Consider the following 303-nt stretch of genomic DNA (forward strand, 5'->3'; position numbering starts at 1 on the left):
CGAACGTCGCCGGCGCCGTGGTAATCAATTGGTACACGTTGCCGTTGATGGCGGCCGACTGCACCACTATGCCCTTTTCCAGTTCCATCACGCCGTCCGGTAAAGCGCGGGTGAACAGCAATTTCCCTTGCGCTTTGGTGGCGCCTTTACGCTCGACGTTGACCGCCCAAGCAAGCATGTCCAGCCACGCATCCACCGCCGTTTTCACAAAGAAATTCGGCAGCACCGTCAGGCACAGAAAGTCCAACAGCCACAACACCGGTTTGGTCACCAGCGCGGTCATCACCCGCCAGAACGGCGAAT

The 303-nt window shown here is 58.7% G+C and carries 1 protein-coding gene; it reads right to left on the minus strand.

What is annotated here, in order from left to right; translation table 11 throughout:
• Positions 1-303: baseplate J/gp47 family protein (locus ACW9IR_RS29860; RefSeq protein WP_457466202.1), on the minus strand; the 303-nt coding region annotated here is incomplete at both ends.

Source organism: Pseudomonas sp. SDT291_1_S447 (assembly GCF_054070155.1).